Source organism: Reinekea thalattae, from assembly GCF_008041945.1.
GTDB classification, from domain to species: domain Bacteria; phylum Pseudomonadota; class Gammaproteobacteria; order Pseudomonadales; family Natronospirillaceae; genus Reinekea; species Reinekea thalattae.
The window spans coordinates 1394915-1412673 of record NZ_VKAD01000001.1 but is presented as its reverse complement, the minus strand read 5'-3'; the positions used below and the strand labels follow the sequence as shown (position 1 = coordinate 1412673).

Sequence of the window (17759 nt, the reverse complement as noted above, 5' to 3'; positions counted from 1 at the left end):
AGTAGCCAGCATTAATTGTTAATTAATCGCTAGCGCTCTATAAATAGTTAATTCGACAAACAAAGATAAGCAACATAGTTTAAACAATTAACCATAAGAATAACGAGCTTAAAGATTATCTTAAAGCATAGCAGAGCGTTAGAACACTTAAACATTAGAACACTTGAACGTTAGAACATTTAAATGAGCAATAAGCCGATAGATCACTTATGGGTAATGGTTTTAGCGGCACAAACTAATTTTTAGCCATGTTACTGGAGTGTGTGTGAGTAATATTTTAGACGATCAACAACAGGGTTTTGTGCTGACAATACTCGCTCGAAAACTGCAACCGAGTGCGTTAGCCGAAGTATTTAAACTGATCTCTCAGTTCGGGCTGAGCGTGGTAAACATTCAGCAGCTGACTAAGCCTGTTGTTGATGACAATCCATTAGCCCGCGCCGCGCTTGAATGCCATTTGCAAGGTTTATTAGATGACTTACCAAAAGCTCGCGCTCAGTTACTCGAGTTGAGTGTTTCGCTCGGTATTGATATCGCATTGCAGCCAACCGCAGCTTATAACACACAGCGCCGACTCGCCTGTTTTGATATGGACTCGACGTTGATTCAAGCGGAAGTGATTGATCGCTTAGCCGAAGCTGCCGGTATTGGTGAGCAGGTGGCTGAAATTACCGAACAGGCCATGCAAGGTAAGTTGGATTTTACCGAAAGTTTTAAACGCCGTATGGCCTTACTTAAAGGTTTGGATGAATCTGTTTTATCAGAAATTGCTGACGCACTGCCGATTACCGAAGGTGCAGAACGGCTGTTAAAAAATCTAAAAAAATTGGGCTATAAAACCGCTATCTTTTCTGGTGGTTTTACCTACTTTGGCGAATACCTGCAAAGCAAATTAGGCATCGATTATGTTTATGCCAACCAACTTGATGTGGTCGACGGTAAAGTCACCGGCGAAGTTAAAGGTGAAGTTGTCGATGCCAAAAAGAAAGCCGAATTGCTTAAGCAATTAGCAGAGCAAGAGGGTTTAACGCTCGCGCAAACGGTTGCCGTTGGCGATGGCGCTAATGATCTATTAATGTTGGCAGAAGCAGGCTTAGGCGTTGCTTTTCATGCCAAGCCGATCGTTAAAGAAAGCGCACGCTATTCTATTGCCACTTTAGGGTTGGATGGCGTTCTTTATTATTTGGGTTATAGCGACGATGAGCTTGCGGATGACTAAACCGATTAGGTTGAATAGCTGATTTAGCTAAAAGCCGAACAGTATGTTCGGCTTTTTTTTGGATTGGAATTTCAGTTTATGACGCAGCTTACGTGATTGGTAAAAACGAATTTTAAATGGCTGCCACCGTCGATATTTTTGTTGGGTCTTGATACACCGAAAGTTCTACAGCAATACTTTTTGACGTCGGTGTATGGCTGAATTCGCCGTAACTGTTTAATGGCACCAGAGGATTTGTCTCTGGGTAATAGGCTGCGATATTGCCAGCAGGAATATCGTAAGCAACCACTTTAAAACCATTAACTTTGCGCTCGACGCCGTCGTTCCATAAAGCGCGTAACGAGACTGTTTGGCCATTAGTGAAACCTAGTCGCTCGATGTCTTTTGGATTCATAAAAACCACATCACGCTCGTTTTTAATGCCACGATAGCGATCGTTCATGCCGTAAATAGTGGTGTTGTATTGGTCGTGTGAACGTAGCGTTTGCAATACCAGAGTGCGTTCCGAAAGCTGGCCGCGTGCCTGCATCGGTAAAATGGATTCCGGTAGTTTGTGTGTATGCAAGTTGAGTTTTCCGCTTGGCGTATTCCATTTGCGTTCACCTGCGCTGTTACCAAGGTAAAAGCCGTCGTCTGTTAATATGCGTTGATTAAAATCTTTAAAGCCTGGAATTACAGCTTCGATATGATCGCGAATGGTGTTGTAGTTACTGATCGCTGCTTGCCAATCAATGGGGCTATTTTCGCCCAAGGTGGCCGCTGCCATGCCCGCAATAATTGCCGGTTCCGATTTCATCTGGTCGCTTAAAGGTTCAAGCACTCCGCCAGAGGCGTGAACCATACTGAACGAATCTTCGACGGTAACCTTTTGAATACCGTCGGCTTGGTGGTCGATATCGGTACGGCCTAAGCAAGGCAGTATTAATGCGTCTTGGCCGATATCCAGATGCGAGCGATTTAATTTGGTGCTGATCTGAACCGTCAGTTCGCATTGCTTCAGCGCCGCAACGGTTGCCTTGGTATCTGGTGTTGCCGCTGCAAAGTTACCGCCTAGCGCGATAAAGACTTTGATTTTACCCTGTTGCATTGCCTCAATGGTTTCAACCACCGCAAGACCGGGCTTGGTTGGTGGTGTAAATTGGTGATGTTTTTCTAGGGCAGATAAAAAAGCAGCCGAAGGGTTTTCGTTAATGCCCATGGTGCGGTCGCCCTGAACATTACTGTGTCCTCGCACTGGGCAAGCACCCGCGCCGGGTTTGCCGATGTTTCCGCGCAGTGCAAGCAGGTTCACAATCTCATGAATGGTCGCTACCGAATGATGATGTTGCGTAATGCCCATTGCCCAAGTAGCAATGACTCTGTCGGAATTGGCATACACTTCAGCGCAGTGGTGAATTTGTTGCTGGCTTAAACCTGATTGTTGCGTTATCTGTTGCCAGCTGGTTTGTTTTACCTGCTCTAGGTAAGCCTCTAAGCCTTCGGTATGTTGGTTAATAAAATCGTGATCGAAAATTGCGTTGCCCTGTTTTTGAGCCGCCTCTTCCATGCTAATAAGTACTTTGACAATACCGCGAACAACCGCCATGTCTCCGCCAATCTTCGGACAAAAATAATCCGTATGGGTTGGTTTGGAACCATTAACGATCATTTCTAATTTATCTTGCGGGTTTTGGAAGCGCTCTAAACCACGCTCTTTCAGATTATTAAAGGTGATTATCTTAGCGCCCCGCTCGACAACACTTTTTAGAGTTTCCAGCATACGAGGGTGATTGGTGCCTGGGTTTTGACCGAAAACAAAAACCGCGTCAGCGCTGTCAAAGTCATCAATAGTAACGGTACCTTTACCAATGCCAATGCTGCTAATTAAACCGTAGCCGCTTGCCTCGTGACACATGTTCGAACAGTCTGGGAAATTGTTAGTGCCGTAAGCGCGAGCAAACAGTTGATACAGATAAGCGGCCTCGTTACTGGCTCGCCCAGACGTATAAAAAGCAGCGCTGTTTGGATCGGCTTGAGCCTTGAGTCGTTGCGCGATGAGCTTAAAGGCGTCGTCCCAGCTAATGGCTTCGTAATGATCAGTTTTTGCGTTGTAACGCATCGGCTCGGTTAGTCGACCTTGGTGTTCAAGAAAATAATCGTTTTGTGTTTTTAGCCAGCTGACGCTGTATTTTGAAAAGAAAGACGCATCGACGGTTCGTGAGGTGGCTTCCCAATTGACCGCCTTGGCGCCGTTTTCGCAAAAACGAAATTTAGTCGGGTGGTGCTTTTCGCCCCAGGCGCAGCCAGGGCAGTCGAACCCTTTTGGCTGATTAGTTTTTAAAAGTGTATTGATGTTGCGAGTGGCGTTCTTACTCTTTATCAGGTGTTCTGCTGTTGCTTTGAGTGCGCCCCAGCCGCCAGCTGGACCATTGTAAGGTGTGTAATAATCGTCTTGGTTACTCATGCTGTTGGTCACTCCTAAGCAGAACCCTTGTTGATCGGGAATCAGTCGTTGAAATTAGAAAATAGGCGAGGCGCCTCTCGTTTGGGTAAATGGATGAGCCTAAGGCCATAATGGTTAGCCAGTGTCACAGCAAGAGTGCTGGGCGAGGCTAGGTGCGTGAGGTTCGATAATCCAGCGCGTACCGCTTTTTGCACCAGTTCGCTACTGCAACGACTCGACATTAAAACGTTGTGATTAAACAGCGACAGCTTGTTTTGCAGAGCAAAGCCAATGATTTTATCCAGTGCATTATGGCGACCTATATCTTCCATGCAGCAGATCGGTTTGTCATCCTGCGATAGTAGTAGCGCAGCATGCAGAGCACCGGTTTTATTGCCGAGCGTTTGTAGCGGTTTTAATTGCTCTTTTAAAGCACGTAAGGCATCAGCATTTTTTGCATTACTAGGCTTTAATTTGGTTAACGAAGGAAAAGCTTGGCTGATTGAATCTACACCGCATAAGCCACAACCACTGGCTCCTAAATGAGCTTTTTGTCGGTGCTTAAAGCGATTGAATAATCGTGGACTGATTTGAATGTTTGCCACCACACTGGATTCCATGACGGCTTCTTGAACGAATGGTAGGTTGTTTTGTGTCAGCTCAATGTCGCGAATGTCGGACAGCTCTTTAATAATGCCTTCACTGACTAAAAAGCCCAGAGCGAGCTGCTCAAGGTTGACAGGCGTCGCCATGAGAACGGCATAAGAGATGTCGTTAATGCTGATCGCAAAGGGGATTTCTTCAACTAATGGGGTTTCTTTTTTATTTTCGCCGCGAGCAGTCACACATTGATACTGTGTGTGTTTAAAACCAAAGAACTGCAAGCTGGGGTCGGTCATATAACTACGCATCGATTGTTGCTGAGGCGGCAAAATAATACGGCGATCTAGCTTGGGCGTCTAACGATTTTCCACATAACCGGTTAATCAGATAAAAATAGATGCTCAGTGTAAGTTTGAAATATGTTCTCAGGATTATGCATTTAACGTTAAATAAAGTGGCATCTACGCGCTATAAAATACAGCTGTATATTGTCATTTTGCAGTGTGCTGATTTACACAATCTTTAGTGGTTTTTACTACTTCGTCGATACTTTCAACACATTGTTGAGTTTTGGCCGCATATTAGAAAAATCTGTATTGACACTGGTAACGCATTTTACTCTAATTTGCGCCCGAAATAGACAGGTCTGTATTTAGGCGTCGAAGTGGAAGCTAATCGATCAAATCTACGCTGTTAGAAAGCGTCATATATTTTCTGACTACCTGTCCTTTATAAACACCGCTAATCAACTGACTTAACATGCAGATCTACACTTTGAGGTGTTTTTGATGTTTTACTTATTGTTATTAGGACGCCTCAAAAAATGAGTAGTTTATTATTTAAAAGAAGTTATTTAAGCCTAGCTGTGTGTGCAACCTTCGCCAGTGTGAACAGCTATGCAACTGATTTTACTATTGCCGATGGTGAAACAGAAACCACTGTGCAGACCTTGAATGCTAATGAGACAGGAGCGATTGAAGAAGGCGGCACGTTAGCAGTTTCTTCTACCGGATCTACATCTGGCGCAGTTACGATCTCGGGAAATAACGCCTCGATTGTTAACGATGGCACAATCGATATTACTGGGAACGGTGATACTAATAAAAGAGCCATTATCGTCGACTCAGGTGTTGAGGGCGTCAGCATTATAAACAATGGTTCGATATTAGCTGGTAGCGCTTCATCCAATTATGCTATTTCATTTTCTGGTAGCGGTACTCTGACAAATAATGGTGAAATTTTAACTACCGGTTTAGGTGGCGACGCTATCTATGCTTCAGCTGATAATTCCAGTATCACTAATGGCGTGGATGGCACTATTACAACAACGGGCGATGATGCTTATGGCGTTGTTGTAAGGGGTGAAGATACAACCCTTATTAACGATGGAACGATAACGACGAGCGGGATAGGTTCAGATGGTGTTTATGTGGCCATTAATGGCAACCACGTTATCAATAACGGTACGATAACAACAGAATCAACCACGACAAACGCTTCTTCACCCTCGTATGGGGTTTACCTCAGTGCGGCAGGCTCCAGCCTAACCAATACAGGTACCATCACAACGTATGGTAATTATTCAGATGGTATTTATGCGAATCAACCCGATGCCATTATTACCAATAGCGGTACGATTTCGACGCTAGGTGATAATGCTCACGGTATTGACACAGATGAAAATGCGACGATTGTTAACAGTGGCACTATTTCTACAACAGGAGATTACGCCTATGCCATTAATTCGATTGTTTCTTCCTCGGGCAATACACCGGGTCTGACGCTTACCAATAGCGGCACTATTTCTACAGCAGGCACTTCTGCTCATGCCATTAATTCGACAGCAGCCGATGCGACCATTACAAACAGCGGAAGTATTGAAACAACTTGGCTTGGGTCTCATGGTATTAACTCTACCGGCAGTGCTGTAAATGTTACCAACGATGGGGTAATCACTACGACATCCGAAGGGTCTAAAGGCATTGTTCTGCAAGGGGATAACGCTACGCTAACAAATAGTGGTGATGTATCAACGGCAGGCAATTATGCAGATGCTATTAACTTGACGGGTGCCGACGCTTCTTTCATTAATACAGGTAACCTTTCAGCGACAGGTAACTATGCTAACAGCGTAAAATCAACAGCAAACGATGCGACCATTACCAATAGTGGCAGCATTTCTAATAGTGCGGGTAATGACACTAATACTACCGATATCGCAGCTGTTTATTTGTCTGGTGATAACGCTCAGGTATCGAACAGTGGAATCATTTCTTCGGTAAACGATTATGTCGACGGTATCTTTTCAACGGGTGCAAATACCAGCATCAGCAACAGCGGCACGGTTTCTACTGCTGGCGAAGATTCCTCAGCAATCTCAGGAACGGATGTCACCTTAACCGAGAACAGCGGCACAATTTCTACAACAGGTGATAACAGCTCTGCGGTTTTTACCGCAGCTTCAGATTTTACGTTAGATAACAGCGGTACTATTTCAACTACAGGAGCCACGGCGAACGCGCTTAACCTAACAGGCACGGGCGTTAGCATCAGCAACAGCGGCACGGTTTCTACAGTTGGCGAAGATTCCTCAGCAATCTCAGGAACGGATGTCACCTTAACCGAGAACAGCGGCACAATTTCTACAACAGGTGATAACAGCTCTGCGGTTTCTACTGCAGCCTCAGATTTTACGCTAAACAACAGTGGAACAATTTCTACAACAGGTGCAACCTCTGATGCCCTGTACCTGACAGGCACAGGAATTGAAATCATTAATAGCGGAACCATTTCTACTGTAAGTGATGGCTCGTTAGCGATTAATAACACCAGCTTTGTTTTAACAAGCAACAGCGGCACAATTTCCACAGCAGGCGATAACAGTGCTGCTGTTTCCACCGCTGCATCTTCTTTTGAATTAGAGAACAACGGTACTATTTCAAGCACAGGCGAGAACAGTCACGCCATAACGGTCACTGGTGACAATGTCACCATTATTAACAGTGGCACTGTCTCTGCGACAGGCGAAAATGCTTATGCCATTTTGGGTGTAGATGGTACAGACACGACTCTTAATATTTTGGCTGGCTCAACGATTATTGGTGATATTGATTTAGGCGGCGATGGAACCGATAACGATACTATTAATGTTTATGCCAAAGGTAACCTAACGTACGATTTCAGTTCTGCTAATGCCGAAAACATTACGCTGGCTGGTACGGGGGTTGTTGCTGGTGGTGTTGTCGTTTCAGTCGATTCTGCATCAGAATCTTCTCGCTCGGCTGCGCTTTCTTCATCTACTGCATCCATTAGTGGCCTTGCTCGCCAGCGTATGATGGCCGATAGCCCAACTCCGGAGCCCGTTCAAGTTGCAGCCCTAACACTTTCGCCGAGCATGTTGTTCCAAGAGCGTAAGCCAGTTGCTTGGTCGCAATTCTTTTTTGGCAGTGCCGAGTATGAAGCTAGCGATGATGCCGCCGCTTACGAAGCAGACCATAGCGGTTTAGCCTTAGGTTATGAAAAAGATATCGCTCGCAGCCGCATCGGTGTAATGGCTGGTTTTGTTAATGCAACAACGGAAAGTTCTGATACGTTCGTAAGCGACAGTAGTAGCTTTTATAGCGGTGCTTATTACGGCGTGAAATTGGGTTGGGGGCAAGTATCGTCTTCCGTTGTTTTTGGTTACGCCAATAACGATAACCAACGATCTGTGATCGATGCTGTTAACGGAGCAGAAATCGCAAGTTCAGATTTTACCAGCCTGTATATGAGTCCATCAGTGGCGTTAAGCTCCTCTTTTGAAGTGATGGATAAAGTAGAACTGCAACCATCGGTAAGTATTGATTTAATGCTGGCACAAATCAGCGATTATACTGAAACAGGTACCACTTCCTCTAATTTAACCGTTGAAAGTCGAAGCTTACAAACCACCAGTGCAACGTTGCAACTGGCAACGGTGTATCAGTTTATAGAGCAAGGCAGTGCGACATTGACGCTCGGCGCAACCAGCCGTAACAGTAATGACGAAGATGTAACTGCCAGCATTAATAACAACAGCTTTAGTTACAGCAGCTCAAGTAACGGTACCGCGACAACACCTTTTGCAGGTATCGATGTAAGTATGGTTGTGTTTAAAAATATTAATATCGCCTTAGGCGTAGCGATGGGCAGCAGCAGTGACGAAAGCTACACCAACGGCCACTTCGATGTTGCGTATCAATTTTGATCAATAAAAGATTGGCGTAGTATTCAATTTTATTTCAGCAATAAAAAAGAGAGGCTAAGCCTCTCTTTTTTTAAACCGCTTTTTATTTTTTTAACAACTTAGCCCTTACGCGGCGTTCTGTTGTAAAAGGCTTTCCACGTAAGTCCAAGCAGAGACGGTTTGTTTATTGTTGCTTTGATGAAACATATTAGCTGAGACCGTAAGGCCATCCAAAATAACCATAATATGGCTTGCTAATAGGCTTTCATTTTTACTGCCAATATCGATCAGTAACGACTCGATAAGTTCGGTGAGCCAGCGCTTGTGCGCTTGAGAAACTGCGACAATATTAGGTGAGGTATCGGGGAATTCTTCAGCGGCTTTAATAAACATACAGCCGTGAAAATCGTTGCTGCCAAACCAGTGCGCGTACCAATCGAAAATAGATTTGAGCTTTTCAGTTGGATTTTGATGAGATTCAACAGCCGCTAATATGCTGGTTCTTAGATCGGTATCGCGCTTTTTAAGTGTCTCTTCTATTAGGTTTTCTTTAGAAGGGAAGTGCTTATAGAGCGTCATTTTCGCGATGCTTGCTTCAGCGATAATGCGATCAATGCCGACGGAATGGTATCCATACTTAGAGAATAAGTCTGTCGCGGCGGTAAGTATTGCGTCTTTTTTAGAAACCATGATAACTGCCTACTCTAAAGATATGTTCTTTTGCGTGATTCATATCAAATTATAGCGGCATATGTTCGGTTCTGGTAAATTAATTTTGCATGACAGTTAAGATTAGATGGAACTAATCGACTCCTAAAATGTCGATTTTTAGATGCCGATACGTAGATCGCCCCTCACCTTGATTGCAAACTAACCTAGTTATTAACAAGTCATGGCAGTTATGGGTTTTCAATTATCCAAGTTTTGCTCTGTTTTTGAGGAATTTCTTTCACTAATCTTGGCAATAAAAAACCGGAAAGCTGAGCCTGCATTTGTTGCCAAATTTTAATAGCCGCTTCACGCTCAACATAAAAGTGTTGTGTACCTTCAACGTCATCGGGTGTGTGTAAATAGTAGGGCAGCACACCCGCATCGAACAATTTTTCGCTCAATTCACAAAGCGTTTGCGCATTGTCATTAATGTTTTTTAATAGTACCGATTGGTTGAGCAGCGTCACGCCTGAATTTTTAAGCAGCGATAGCTTTTCTGTCAGTTCAACAGCCAGCTCGTTTGGGTGATTAATGTGCGTCACCAGTGTCGTGTTAAAGCGGCAATCGGCTAATAGCTGCATAAATTCATCGGTAATACGGTTCGGTAATGCAACCGGCGTTCGGGTGTGAATACGCAAGTTTTTTAGATGCCTAACCTCACTGAGTTGTTCAATCAGTTGCTGCAATTTTTTATCGGAAAGGCTTAAGGGGTCGCCGCCGCTAAAAATAATTTCGTTAATTTCAGGGTGTTGCTGTAAGTAATCAATAATGTCGGCCCGTTGCTGGCCGTTTAGGCCGTTATCTTGGTAGTTAAAGTGGCGACGAAAACAATAACGGCAATGGATCGCGCACGCTTGGTGAACAATTAACAGCGCTCGGTTTTTGTATTTATGTACCAGCCCGGGCAGAACGTTATAGCTTTGCTCCATTAGAGGGTCGAGGCTAAAGCCTTCTCGTTGCTGGTTTTCGTGCTGAGTCGGCAATAGTTGCAATAAAATCGGGTCGTACGGGTCTTGAGCGTCGATTAAATCGGCAAGGTGGCGCGTCACTCGGGTATTGAATGGCTGGTTATGATCAACAACATAAGGCAGCGATTGTTCATCAATAACTAAATAGTTGAGCAATTCAGACGCGGTTTTCAGGCTATTTGCCATCTGTTGTTGCCAATGGTCAGCTTTTAGCGGTGATTTAGAGTCCAAACTTATGGCAGAAACAGGTATCATGGTGGCTCTTTTCATTCAGTTAACTAGAAGATAGGGATTATGGCGACATATTCTACCAATGAATTTAAGTCTGGTTTAAAAGTTTTATTAGACGGCGAGCCTTGTGCCATTGTCGAAAATGAGCTGGTGAAACCAGGTAAAGGCCAAGCCTTTAACCGCGTAAAGCTAAAAAACCTAAAAACGGGCCGTTCTTGGGAACGTACCTTTAAATCGGGTGAATCTATTGAAGCAGCCGATGTTATGGATATCGAAATGGAATATCTGTACAACGATGGCGAATTTTGGCACTTCATGAAAACCGATGGCTCATTTGAGCAGATCGGTGCTGATAAAGCCGCCGTTGGTGAAACAATCGATTGGCTAAAAGAGCAAGAAACATTCGAAGTTACGCTGTTCAACGGCGCGCCGATTGTTGTCACAGCTCCTAATCACATCGAGCTAGAAGTAGTTGAAACCGACCCAGGCGTTAAAGGCGATACCGCAACTGGCGGCTCTAAGCCTGCTAAGTTGTCATCTGGTGCCGTGGTAAAAGTACCTCTGTTTATTAACGAAGGCGAAGTTATCCGTGTTGATACTCGCTCACGTGATTACCTAAGCCGCGCGAAAAGCTAATAAGCTGTTTTTGATTAAAGAAGCCGCATTGTGCGGCTTTTTTTATGGGCTGAAGAGCATTTTAGTATGTGATTATTTTGCTGCTGGTTGAGGTGGTTTCTTGTTATGAAGCAGGTTGTGGCAGATCACCCAAAAATTAACCTTTTTTACTTTGCCTAATGGCGCTTGTAGTGGATAGGCGCTTTCAATATGAAATCTCATTTTTCCTCGTGTTTTCCAAGTCCGGTAAACAACTTGATACTCTATCGATGTGCCGTTTTCTTGAGTCAGTTTGCAGCTACAATAGCGGCTATAACCACCATGATAGAAAAATTGATCGGGCAGATTTTGAATGATATTGGGTAAGTGTTTGGATAATTTAAACCGAGCTAGGTCAAAAGCTCTTTGATCTGAAGGATAAGGGTAAATCTGGTCTGTTTTGACGTTCTCGACAGCCTTGATAGACCTAGTAAATACGTGGTGAGAAAAAGTAAAGAATAGCGTGTAGCTTTCGTTTCGCTCAGGATGATCAAAGTGATGCTTACAGGCATTGAGATGCTGCAGGTTATATTTGTGATTACCGATATTGAAGTTTTTCCATTGCTGTACTTCATTATCAGGCAGGTTGAAGAGCTGCTTTTTAGTCATTTAATGGCGCTTTCCTTGCTCCAAAAATAACAAAGGCTCCATCTAGGGAGCCTTCGCCAAGATAAAATCTTGGATTCAGATCGTCATTACCGGACACAGCCTCGACCTCTAAGAGGTTACGCGATGTCATGCTAAGCATGTCTGCTACATCGATGCATTCAGTATAATGAATGCCGCCTATTCGTCAATAAGGGGTTGTTTTAGGCTGTTTTTTCTTATCTGGCAGCATATATAGAGGAATAGTTCTGCTTTATTTTAGCTAGTCAGCACTGGTGTGGTTTTGGCCGCCTTTGTTTAGAATGGTCTGTTCAGAGCTTTCCCGTTATCCTCTCATCGATTTTAAAACTGGAGTCTTTTTAAGATGTCTTGGAAGCCAAATGCCAGCATAGCAACGCTGACCGCGCGTGCTCATTATTTAGCGGCGATCCGGCAGTTTTTTGCTGAGCGTCGAGTGCTGGAAGTAGAAACGCCAGTGCTGTCGCAAGCCAGCGGTACCGATGTGCATTTGCAACAGTGGCAAACCAGCAATGGTTACTATCTGCATACTTCGCCTGAGTTTGCCATGAAGCGTTTATTGGCCGCGGGCAGTGGCGATATTTTTCAGTTGGCGCGGGTGTTTCGTTTGGACGAACAGGGCAGTCGCCATAATCCAGAATTTACTATGTTGGAGTGGTATCGGTTGGGCTTTGATGAGTTCCAGCTGATGCAAGAGGTCACTGAGCTAATTAAACAGCTTTCGGGGCAAAGTGATTTAGCGGTTCAGAATCTATCTTACAGTGAGGTGTTTTTAGCCGCGGGCTTACCAAACCCTCATGCGGCGAATGTGAGTGAATTACGTCAATGCTGTGAGCAGCACTTGAGTTGTGCGGCGAAAGATTGGTCGCTGGATGATTGTTTAGATGCGTTAATGTCGATGGTGGTTGAGCCCAGCTTAGCGCCGAACCAGTTAACCTATATTTATAATTACCCGGCACAGCAGGCGGCGTTGGCGCGCCATCATGAGGTCGACGGCGTTTTGCTTGCTCGCCGTTTTGAACTCTATTGGCAGGGCATGGAATTAGCTAATGGCTATTTTGAATTGACCGATGCGCAGGAGCAGCAACGCCGATTTTTGGCTGAAGAACAGGCGCGTCGCGAGCAAAACTTAGCTCCAGTGGTGATTGATCAGCATTTTATTGCCGCGCTACAGCATGGCATGCCCAGTTGCGCTGGAGTGGCTTTAGGCGTCGATCGTCTATTGATGATTTTGCTTGGTAAGAAGCGTATTGAAGAGGTGTTGGCGTTTTCACAGCAGCGTAGCTGACACCTACAAAAGAGATAAATCGCTGAGGCGTTTATTGATGCAAGGCTAGAAGCAGCTAAGCTAGAAGCAGCTAAGCCAGAAACAAAAAAAGCCAGAGTCATCTGGCTTTTTTGTTGGCGTTACTGAATTAGTGCGATACTAATTTGAACGTTTATTCACCAATGCTTCCAGCTTAGACTGCATGCGTTCTTCCGCATTCTGTTTTGATTCTGGAGTTTGTTTCTTTTCAGCCTGAGGTTTGCTGGCTTTATTAGCCGGCTTATTCGCTGCAGGTCGAGTCGAATTTGGTTTGTTACGATTAGGACGACGCTTCGGCTTATCGGTTTGAGGCTTACGCTGGGCACGTTTTTTATCGATTTCAGCAAGCTTTTCGGCCGCGTGTTTAGCTTCTTCTTCGGTAACCGTACCAACACTTTTGCCACCAAGCGTAATTCGCTCAGCGCCTTCTGTTAAGCAGGCAATATAACGACGCATGCGTACATAGAGGTTTAATGCTCTACGGATGCGTGTCTTAGAAAGCTTTCCATCTTCTGCGATGGCCGTATGTACACCGATTTGCAACGGCTTTGGAGCGGCCATGTCAAAAACTTCAGGGTACAGCGTGCAGAGCTCGTCAAGTGCTTTTCGATTGGCTTCGTATTCTTTTTTTCGCTTAGCTTCAAGCTTAGCCTTAGGGTTTTCTTGATTCTGTTCGGTAGTTGGCTGTTCTGACATCTTTTTGCTTTCTAGGACATATTTTGTGAACGGGCGAGGATACCCCGTTATCAGACATTTGCAAAGGCGAATTGCGTCTAACGGGGCGGAAAGCTGATATTAATCAGCGCATTGGAAGGTGCTTATCAGCTATCGAATCAGAAGGGAATCATCGATTATGCGAAATTCGATAGCTTTATGTCTTGTTCGGCTGCTTGGATGAATCGGTTGGGAATATTAACACCCGCATTCTTAAACGCGGTGAGATGTTCAGCCGGTAGGTTTTCTAGAAAGCGGTTGTAATGGTTTTGAATGCGCTCATCGGAAGATTGAGAAGCAACCATTAATAGTTGGCTAATAGAGGCATTACTGCTGAGTCGATATCGATCGCCGGTTTCTCGTCGCACCAATGCGACCAGCTTGGAAAGGATGTAGCTGTTTGTTTCGGAGAAACTCATTAACGGGTCCATAAAGGCCTCCTAAAAACCAATGAACATCCTAACGGCTTGTGTTGGGATGGCTTAGTAAATATATAGTTTATATTCATATAGTGCGTTTATCTGTATCGCTACACTATAGCTATAAATATGTGATGCTGCGCAAAATATCAACCATCACTTCAATCGCAAAACAACATACCTCAGCCTTATGAGAAAGTATGGTAACTGGCCAGCAAATTTTAACGCTGTTTCTATTCGGCTGAGTAATTTACAAAAAACAGGGTGAGCTACTTCTCACCTATGGCTTGCCCCATGTGTATTTCGCTGCCTGCGCAAAGGCTGGCAGCGAAGTTAATGGCATTGGGTTCAAAGGCAACAATCACCGTACTGCCTAAGCGGAAACGGCCAATCTCGTCACCTTTACTAAAGCTGATCGGCTGAGCATTGCTAAAGTCGGCATAGCTTAGCTGCTTTTTAATCGGCGTAATCACACCAGCCCAGCGGGTTTCTATGCTGGCAACAATCATTGCGCCAACTAACACCATAACAAAACGACCCTCGGCAGATTCAAACTCGCAGACCAGACGCTCGTTTTTAGCGAACAGTCCGTTAACGGTTTCACTGGTCAGTTGGTTAACACTGTAGAGCTTGCCCGGCACATGAATGGTTTTGACTAGCGTGGCGTCGGCAGGAATATGAATGCGGTGATAGTCTTTAGGCGATAAATAAACCGTCATAAATTGGCCGTTATGGTAGCGCTTAGCCATCTCGCTATCGTTACCCAATAATGTCAGTAGTGAATAGTTATGCTGTTTGGCTTGCAGTATTTTACCGTCATCGATTTCCCCCAACTGGCTAATCACACCATCTGCTGGCGACACCCATTGGTTCGCTCGTGCATCAATAGGGCGAGCTTCCGGTTTTAGTGCGCGGGTAAAAAAGTCATTAAAGTTGGCGAACTGTTCTAGGTTGCTAATCTCAGCTTCTGCCAGCGACACCTTAAAGCGTTTGCTAAACAACCGGATTAAACCGAGCCGAACAGGCTTCCATGAACAATTAGCAAGAGCGCCTGCTAATCGCGAAATCGCATGGTGCGGCAATACAAATTGGGCCATTAGGAAGAGCGCATTTTTGATGCTTTTCATAGAGTCTCGCTGAGGTCTTTATTAAATGGCTTGAGAGTATAACGAACTCAGTATCATGAACAACGGCGCTGCAAAATAAGCGTTTATGCTAATTGGTGGTAAACTGGCGGCTTGTTAAAAGTTATTAGTAGCCGATCTTGATAAACCACATGCCCGCCGACCATAGCCCATTTTTTATTGTCAGCCACCACTGGCATGACAGCGCCGAAGGCATCGAGCTGCGTTTTTGGCTAAAGGGCGAACAAAGCAGTCAGCAAAGCGCGCAACTGTGGCGAGTGCCAAAGCAGGAGTCGGTTTGTTTTGTTGCCGTGGCTCAGTTGTCAGCATGGCAGCAACTTTGGCAATCTCGGCGTTTTCAGGTGCGTATTGGTCAGGGCGAGTTTAATACACTGCTCGGAGATGTCGCGCTGCCAGTTTACAGCACGGCTGTAAGTCAACAGCGACGTTGGGTTAAAGAGGGTCGCAAACAGGGTTTACAAGTTTGGGAGGACGACATCATGCCTGCGGAGCGCTATTTAATGGAGCGCTTCTTGTTTGGCAGTCTCGTGTTCGAGGCAGGCAAGCCACGACCTATCCGTAGTAAGCCAGCACTCACCCGCTTGTCGATCGATATTGAAACCCAGTGGTATCAACCCGGTATCCTGCCGGATTTGTACAGTGTGGCGTTAGCGACCGATCACGAACAGCTGGTGCTGGTCATCGATGCGCAGCAAGCTCGCCTAACTGAAGATCAGCAAGCTGGCATGGTGCAGCTTGTCGCGTCGGTCAAAGAGTGCCTTGAACAGACGGTGGCCTTTATTCAGCGAACCGATCCTGATTGCATTATTGGCTGGAATGTTATCGATTTCGATTTGCAGATTTTGCAGCAACATTGCGACCGCCACAAAGTTGAGTTTGCCATTGGCCGTCAGCACAGCTTGCCGAATTGGCGCAAGCGTGCCGACCAAACTGAACGCTACGCCATTGAATTAGAAGGCAGGCAAGTAATCGATGGCCCGGGTGCGTTTCGTTCCGCGGCGTGGTTTTTTGATGATTTCTCGCTCGAAAACGTTGCTCAGTCGGTCTTGAAGCGCGGTAAAAAAATTGAACATGCCGATGATCGCGTCGCCGAAATTGAGCGGCTTTACCGAGAAGATTTAGCCGCCTTTGCGCACTACAACTTGGAAGATGCGCAGCTGGTGTTGGACCTATTCGAGCAGGCAGGCTTGTGGCAGTTTTTAGTTGAACGCAGTCATCTAACCGGTTTGCCGATGGCGCGTGCTGGTGGCTCTTCTGCTGCTTTTAATACCGTCTATTTACCGCGCCTGCATCGGCAAGGATTTATTGCCAACCATGTTGGTGAGCAAACACTGCAAACCGCCAGCCCCGGAGGCTTTGTCATGGAAAGCCAGCCGGGCATTTACAACAACCTATTGGTGCTCGACTTTAAAAGCCTGTATCCATCGATTATCCGCACTTTTTTGGTTGATCCGTTGGGGTTAAATTTAGGCTTAAAAGCGCCAGAGGCTGATTCTGTTGAAGGTTTCTTGGGCGCACGTTTTCATCGCCAGCAACATATTTTACCGGCGCTGATCGACGGCCTCTGGCAAGCGCGTGATGAAGCAAAAGCACAACAGAATGCGCCGCTGTCGCAAGCCATTAAAATTATTATGAATTCTTTTTATGGCGTATTAGGCAGTCATCTGTGTCGGTTTTTTGATCCACGCTTGGCCAGCTCCATTACCATGCGCGGCCACCAAATATTGCAGCAGACGCGAGAGTTTATTGAGCAAGAAGGCTATGCGGTTATTTATGGCGATACCGACTCGGTGTTTGTGCACGCCGCCGAGCATCCAGACCCGATGCAGCTAGGCAAAGAACTGGCGGTTAAATTAAACCACTGGTGGCAGCAGCGCCTGTTAAATGAGCATGGTCTCACCAGCTATTTGGAAATCGAGTTCGAAACCCATTATCAACAGTTTGTCATGCCCACCATTCGCGGCTCTGAAAAGGGCTCAAAAAAGCGTTACGCCGGTTGGCTTAAAAAAGACGACGACTTTACCGTGGTCTTTAAAGGTCTAGAAGCGGTTCGATCCGACTGGACACCACTGGCTAAGCAATTCCAACAGCAGCTGTATCGACTGTACTTTCAAGGGCAGGATTTGCGGCCGCTCATTGCGCAAACAGTGGCGCAATTAAAGGCAGGTGAATTGGATGATCAAATTATCTATAAAAAGACCCTGCGCCGAAGGCCAGAGCAGTACGAAAAAAATCGCCCGCCGCATGTGCAAGCCGCCTTGCTGCGTCAGCGTATGCAGCCGGGTTGGCAAGGTCGTAAAATTGAGTACATCGCCACGGTTGAAGGTTGGCAGCCGATCCCCTTTGTCAGCGCCAAGCCAGATTATCATCACTACATTGAAAAGCAGCTGGGGCCGATTGCCCAAGCCTTATTGCAATTTTTAGGGCAGGATTTCGACGCCCTCATCGATGAGCAGCTGTCGTTGTTTTAGTCACTGAAGCCGCGTAGAGTGCTGGCATTGTTTAGCTCTTGCTGGCGTTGTCTGGCTGGTTTTCGGTG

The 17759-nt window shown here is 45.6% G+C and carries 13 protein-coding genes; 5 read left to right on the top strand and 8 right to left on the bottom strand.

Annotated features, from left to right (window positions below):
- The first annotated feature begins 265 nt into the window (after window positions 1–265).
- On the top strand, window positions 266–1219 hold the full coding sequence (gene serB, locus FME95_RS06475; RefSeq protein ID WP_222709915.1) for a phosphoserine phosphatase SerB: 954 nt from the start codon (window positions 266–268) through the stop codon (window positions 1217–1219).
- A gap of 112 nt (window positions 1220–1331) precedes the next feature.
- Here serB and FME95_RS06470 read toward each other — a convergent pair whose 3' ends face one another.
- Both FME95_RS06470 and fdhD read right to left on the bottom strand, forming a co-directional pair.
- The gene (locus FME95_RS06470; protein ID WP_147713573.1) at window positions 1332–3662 is read right to left on the bottom strand and encodes an FdhF/YdeP family oxidoreductase; all 2331 of its coding nucleotides are present in this window, start codon (window positions 3660–3662) and stop codon (window positions 1332–1334) included.
- 41 nt (window positions 3663–3703) lie between these two features.
- Window positions 3704–4552: a formate dehydrogenase accessory sulfurtransferase FdhD gene (gene fdhD, locus FME95_RS06465; protein WP_246109334.1), complete on the bottom strand. Its 849-nt coding sequence runs from the start codon at window positions 4550–4552 to the stop codon at window positions 3704–3706.
- Between the two features lie 515 nt (window positions 4553–5067).
- Between fdhD and FME95_RS06460 the strand changes: the two genes are divergently transcribed.
- Window positions 5068–8469, top strand: a complete 3402-nt coding sequence (locus tag FME95_RS06460; protein WP_147713572.1) for an autotransporter domain-containing protein — start codon at window positions 5068–5070, stop codon at window positions 8467–8469.
- Window positions 8470–8574: 105 nt separating this feature from the next.
- On the opposite strand, the gene FME95_RS06455 is transcribed toward FME95_RS06460, so the two are convergent.
- Window positions 8575–9138: a TetR/AcrR family transcriptional regulator gene (locus tag FME95_RS06455; RefSeq protein WP_147713571.1), complete on the bottom strand. Its 564-nt coding sequence runs from the start codon at window positions 9136–9138 to the stop codon at window positions 8575–8577.
- Window positions 9139–9347: 209 nt separating this feature from the next.
- Window positions 9348–10382, bottom strand: coding sequence for an EF-P beta-lysylation protein EpmB (gene epmB / locus FME95_RS06450; protein WP_147713570.1), 1035 nt, complete (start codon window positions 10380–10382; stop codon window positions 9348–9350).
- 39 nt (window positions 10383–10421) lie between these two features.
- On the opposite strand from epmB, the gene efp reads away from it, so the two are divergent.
- A complete protein-coding gene (gene efp, locus FME95_RS06445) occupies window positions 10422–10994 on the top strand; it encodes an elongation factor P (protein WP_147713569.1) in 573 nt (190 codons plus the stop codon).
- A 72-nt stretch (window positions 10995–11066) separates the two neighbouring features.
- Here efp and FME95_RS06440 read toward each other — a convergent pair whose 3' ends face one another.
- Window positions 11067–11621 carry a heat-shock protein gene (locus tag FME95_RS06440; RefSeq protein ID WP_147713568.1) on the bottom strand — a complete coding sequence of 185 codons (555 nt, stop codon included), beginning with the start codon at window positions 11619–11621 and terminating at the stop codon, window positions 11067–11069.
- A 361-nt stretch (window positions 11622–11982) separates the two neighbouring features.
- On the opposite strand from FME95_RS06440, the gene epmA reads away from it, so the two are divergent.
- Entirely contained in the window at window positions 11983–12924 is a 942-nt protein-coding gene (epmA, locus tag FME95_RS06435) for an EF-P lysine aminoacylase EpmA (protein ID WP_147713567.1), read from the top strand.
- 138 nt (window positions 12925–13062) lie between these two features.
- On the opposite strand, the gene FME95_RS06430 is transcribed toward epmA, so the two are convergent.
- The 3 genes from FME95_RS06430 to asd form a co-directional block, all read right to left on the bottom strand.
- Window positions 13063–13638, bottom strand: a complete 576-nt coding sequence (locus FME95_RS06430; RefSeq protein WP_147713566.1) for a ProQ/FINO family protein — start codon at window positions 13636–13638, stop codon at window positions 13063–13065.
- Between the two features lie 155 nt (window positions 13639–13793).
- A complete protein-coding gene (locus tag FME95_RS06425) occupies window positions 13794–14087 on the bottom strand; it encodes a hypothetical protein (RefSeq protein WP_147713565.1) in 294 nt (97 codons plus the stop codon).
- Window positions 14088–14344: 257 nt separating this feature from the next.
- Entirely contained in the window at window positions 14345–15202 is an 858-nt protein-coding gene (gene asd / locus FME95_RS06420) for an archaetidylserine decarboxylase (RefSeq protein WP_222709914.1), read from the bottom strand.
- A gap of 137 nt (window positions 15203–15339) precedes the next feature.
- On the opposite strand from asd, the gene FME95_RS06415 reads away from it, so the two are divergent.
- A complete protein-coding gene (locus FME95_RS06415; RefSeq protein ID WP_187265460.1) occupies window positions 15340–17691 on the top strand; it encodes a DNA polymerase II in 2352 nt (783 codons plus the stop codon).
- Window positions 17692–17759: the final 68 nt, after the last annotated feature.

Coding starts and splice junctions, on each gene's coding strand:
- epmA (WP_147713567.1), top strand. CDS start 11,983: ATGTCTTGGAAGCCAAATGCCAGCATAGCAACGCTGACCGCGCGTGCT.
- FME95_RS06460 (WP_147713572.1), top strand. CDS start 5,068: ATGAGTAGTTTATTATTTAAAAGAAGTTATTTAAGCCTAGCTGTGTGT.
- FME95_RS06455 (WP_147713571.1), bottom strand. CDS start 9,138: ATGGTTTCTAAAAAAGACGCAATACTTACCGCCGCGACAGACTTATTC.
- FME95_RS06470 (WP_147713573.1), bottom strand. CDS start 3,662: ATGAGTAACCAAGACGATTATTACACACCTTACAATGGTCCAGCTGGC.
- FME95_RS06425 (WP_147713565.1), bottom strand. CDS start 14,087: ATGGACCCGTTAATGAGTTTCTCCGAAACAAACAGCTACATCCTTTCC.
- FME95_RS06430 (WP_147713566.1), bottom strand. CDS start 13,638: ATGTCAGAACAGCCAACTACCGAACAGAATCAAGAAAACCCTAAGGCT.
- asd (WP_222709914.1), bottom strand. CDS start 15,202: ATGAAAAGCATCAAAAATGCGCTCTTCCTAATGGCCCAATTTGTATTG.
- FME95_RS06440 (WP_147713568.1), bottom strand. CDS start 11,621: ATGACTAAAAAGCAGCTCTTCAACCTGCCTGATAATGAAGTACAGCAA.
- epmB (WP_147713570.1), bottom strand. CDS start 10,382: ATGATACCTGTTTCTGCCATAAGTTTGGACTCTAAATCACCGCTAAAA.
- fdhD (WP_246109334.1), bottom strand. CDS start 4,552: ATGCGTAGTTATATGACCGACCCCAGCTTGCAGTTCTTTGGTTTTAAA.
- efp (WP_147713569.1), top strand. CDS start 10,422: ATGGCGACATATTCTACCAATGAATTTAAGTCTGGTTTAAAAGTTTTA.